General features: G+C 67.6%; 5 protein-coding genes. All 5 read left to right on the top strand.

Annotated elements, in window-relative coordinates; genetic code table 11:
- Positions 1–210, top strand: a 210-nt coding sequence (locus tag ACLP4W_RS08980) for a hypothetical protein (protein ID WP_442385794.1), incomplete at its 5' end; no start/stop codon positions are given.
- Positions 207–1,385 carry a thiolase family protein gene (locus ACLP4W_RS08975; RefSeq protein ID WP_442385793.1) on the top strand — a complete coding sequence of 393 codons (1,179 nt, stop codon included), beginning with the start codon at positions 207–209 and terminating at the stop codon, positions 1,383–1,385. The genes ACLP4W_RS08980 and ACLP4W_RS08975, both read left to right, overlap by 4 nt.
- On the top strand, positions 1,382–1,819 hold the full coding sequence (locus ACLP4W_RS08970) for a Zn-ribbon domain-containing OB-fold protein (protein WP_442385792.1): 438 nt from the start codon (positions 1,382–1,384) through the stop codon (positions 1,817–1,819). Before ACLP4W_RS08975 ends, ACLP4W_RS08970 begins: the two co-directional genes overlap by 4 nt.
- Positions 1,809–3,296 carry a class I adenylate-forming enzyme family protein gene (locus tag ACLP4W_RS08965; protein WP_442385791.1) on the top strand — a complete coding sequence of 496 codons (1,488 nt, stop codon included), beginning with the start codon at positions 1,809–1,811 and terminating at the stop codon, positions 3,294–3,296. The genes ACLP4W_RS08970 and ACLP4W_RS08965 overlap by 11 nt, the downstream gene beginning before the upstream one ends.
- The coding region (locus tag ACLP4W_RS08960; RefSeq protein ID WP_442385790.1) for an SDR family NAD(P)-dependent oxidoreductase at positions 3,293–3,533 on the top strand (241 nt) is incomplete at its 3' end. The genes ACLP4W_RS08965 and ACLP4W_RS08960, both read left to right, overlap by 4 nt.

Raw genomic sequence — 3,533 nt, 5'->3', positions numbered from 1 at the left:
ACCATCGACCACCCGATCGCCGGTACGCACAGGTTGCCGGGTCTGCCGATGCGGCTGGCCGGCCGTCGCCGGCCGTGGTTCACGCGGCCGGCCCCCACCCTCGGACAACACAACGACGAGGTACTGCGCGGCGTCGCAGGGTTCACTCCGGAGTGGATCGCCGAGCTGAGGCGCTCCGGTGTCGTCGGCGAACGACCGGATAACTTATGAGTCAGCATCCTTTTCGTGACGTCGCCATCGTCGCCGCATACAACACCCTGCAAGCGCGGGTGCTCGAAGGCCACACTGCGTTCTCCATCACGCTCGCCGCGGCGCGCGGCGTACTCGCCGAAGCCAATGTGGCGGCCACCGAAGTCGACGCCGTGTTCAGCAAGCACGCCCCCGAACTGATCTATGCACTGGGCATCGGACCGGTCTGGAACTCCAACTCCAAGGGCGGGATCGCCGGTGTTCTCCAGGCGGCCAGCCTGGTCGCGACGGGCCTTGCGCATACCGTGTTGCTGGCCGACGGCGAGGCGGGGGTCTATACCCAGCGAACCGCGACCGCGCCCTGGACACGGCCTGCCAACGAGTTTGTGGTGCCGTTCGGCCTTTATACCGCAGCGGAATTCGCTTTGATCGCCAGGCGCCACATGCATCGTTACGGCACCTCCGAGGAGCAGATGGCCCTCCAAATGGCCGAGGTGGCCGCCACCATTCGCAATAACGGGCACGTCAACCCCGATGCGGTCTATCACGGCCGCGGCCCCTTCACCCCGGCAGATGTGCTGTCATCGCGAATGGTCACCGAGCCATTCCGCCTGCTCGACTGTGCGACGACTTCCGAAGGCGGTTGCGGCCTGCTGATCACCACCGCGGAACGGGCCGCGGATTTCCCCGGCAGCGCCGTGTACATCCTGGGCGGCGGACTGGACTCCCTTGGGCCCGCCTACCGCCACGCTCCGAGTTGGGACCTCACCGGGCGCAGCAGCGACATCCCGAACGGCTACGTGGGCCGCCGCGCGGCCCGAAACGCCTTTGCCATGGCGGGACTGCGGCCCGCCGACGTGGACGTCTGCGAGCTGTACGACCCGTTCTCGTTCGAAATCATGCGGCAATTCGAGGCTTTCGAGTTCTGCGGGGAGGGCGAAGGCGGCGACTTCATCATGGATGGCCGGATCGGGCCGGACGGCCAATTCCCGATCACGACGGACGGCGGTTTGATGTCCTACAGCCATGGCGGCGGCGTCGTGCAGCTGACCCAGCGGGTCGCGCGCGGTGTGCACCAGCTGCAGAAGCAATGCCGCAGCCGCCAGGTCCCCGATGCCCAGGTAGCGCTGTGCAGCAACGGTGGCGCAGGAGCGCTGTTCACCGATCTCGTGTTGCTGGGGAGTGAGCGCCCGTGACGACAGTCCTGGAGCCGCAGCGGCCCGGTATTCCGCTGCCTGAGCCCACACCGGTGTCTCAGCCATTCTGGGATGGCTGTGCCGCCAAAGAACTGCGCTACCAGCGGTGCCCATCATGCGGGCACGCCGAGTTCGACCCCGCGTGGGCGTGCAGGGCGTGTGGCGCCGACGGCCTCGTCTGGCAGGTCAGCGACGGCCACGGCGAGGTGTACAGCCACACCGTCGTATGGCGGCCGCAGACACCGGACTTCACTGTGCCCTACGCAGTCGTGATCGTGGCATTCGACGAGGGCTTCACGCTTCTGACCAACTTGATCGGCTGCCGAGTCGAGGGTGTGCGGGTGGGACTTCGGGTGCGGGTCGCGTTTCACGACATGGGCGCGGTCACCTTGCCATACGTCGAGCCCGAACCGGAAGGTAGCCATGGGAATTGATCTCATCCTCGACATGGCCTGCGGTGCGCTGCCCGATAGGGTCGCCCTTGGCGGACGTGCCGAAGGGCTCACCTTGGCCGAGCTCGACCGAGGCGCGGCTGGCGGCGCCGCCGTGCTGCGCGGGGCGGGTGTACGCAGCGTCGCCTACGTCGGATTGAACGGCCCAGTCCTGCCCGCCTTGATGTTCGCGGCGGCGCGGGCCGGAATTCCGTTGACACCGCTGAACTATCGGCTCTCGGCGGGCCAGCTGAACGCGTTGATCGCCGAGATGGACCGGCCCTACGTGGTGGCCGATCGCGCGTTCGCCGAAGCGGTGCCGGCCGCAGCGCTGTCGGAGGACTGGCTGACCCTGGCGCTAGGCACCGAACCCGCGGCACCCGTTGCGGTCGACGACAGCGACCCGGCCGTGATGCTGTTCACCAGCGGCACCACCTCGAAGCCAAAAGGCGTGGTGCTGCGGCACTCCCACCTGCTGAGCTACGTGCTGGAGACCGTAGAGTTCGGCTCCGCCGGCGAGGACGATGCGGTCCTGGTCAGCGTGCCGCCCTACCACATCGCCGGTGTCGGTTCAGTGCTAAGCAATCTGTACGCCAGTCGGCGGATGACGTATCTGCCGGACTTCAGCCCGCGCGGGTGGCTTGATCTTGTCCGAGACGACTGGGTGACGCACGCGATGGTCGTGCCGACCATGCTGGCTCGCATCGTCGCAGAACTCGACGGCGCCATCGCGGACGTCCCGGCGCTGCGCTCGATCGCGTACGGCGGCGCCCGGATGCCGTCGGCCGTACTGCGCGCCGCGCTGGCCGCATTCCCGCGCGTTGATTTCGTCAACGCGTACGGACTTACCGAAACCAGTTCCACCATTGCGGTGTTGGGGCCGGAGGACCACCGCGCGGCGCTGGCCGATGACCCGGTGGCGGTCGCGCGGCTCGGTTCGGTGGGCCGCATGGTTCCCGGAGTGCAGTGCGAGGTCCGCGGGGATCGTGGCGAACCGCTTGCCCCGGGCGAGACGGGGGAGATCTGGGTCCGGGGTGCACAAGTGTCAGGCGAATACCACGGCATCGGTTCTGTTCTCGACGACGAGAGGTGGTTCCCTACTCGCGACCGCGGCCGCCTCGACGCCGACGGCTACCTGTTCGTCGACGGACGCGCCGACGACACAATCATCCGTGGAGGCGAGAACATCGCGCCAGCAGAGGTCGAGGACGTCCTGGTCGAACATCCTGCGGTCGATCAGGTCGCGGTTCTCGGTGCGCCCGATGAGGAGTGGGGCGAACGGATCGTCGCGGTGATCGTCGCTGCGGTCGGCGCCGACCCCGATCCGGAAGATCTGCGCGCGTTCGTGAGGGCGCGGTTGCGGTCGTCGCGCACGCCTGACGAGGTGATCTTCCGATCGGAGCTACCCTACACGGCGACCGGCAAGGTGTTGCGCCGCGAGCTTCTCGCCAATGCGGTTGAGAAAAAGGTGCATCCATGACCACGGATCACGCCGCGGAGTTGTTGGGTCTGACCGATGCGGTGGCGCTGGTCACCGGCGGCGCCGGCGGTATCCCGAAGGCGACGGCGATCACCCTGGCCAAAGCGGGCGCCCACGTCGCGGTTGTCGACATCGCCGACGAGTTCACCGCGCAGACCGTCAAGGAGATCGAGGCGCTGGGTCGTCGGGCTATCGCTCTGCACGCCGACGTCCGGCGCGTTGATGATGTGCACGCCA

This window comes from Mycobacterium sp. (assembly GCF_052145595.1).
GTDB lineage: Bacteria > Actinomycetota > Actinomycetes > Mycobacteriales > Mycobacteriaceae > Mycobacterium.
The sequence above is the reverse complement of the archived record's forward strand: the minus strand, read 5'-3'. Positions and strand labels throughout refer to the sequence as shown.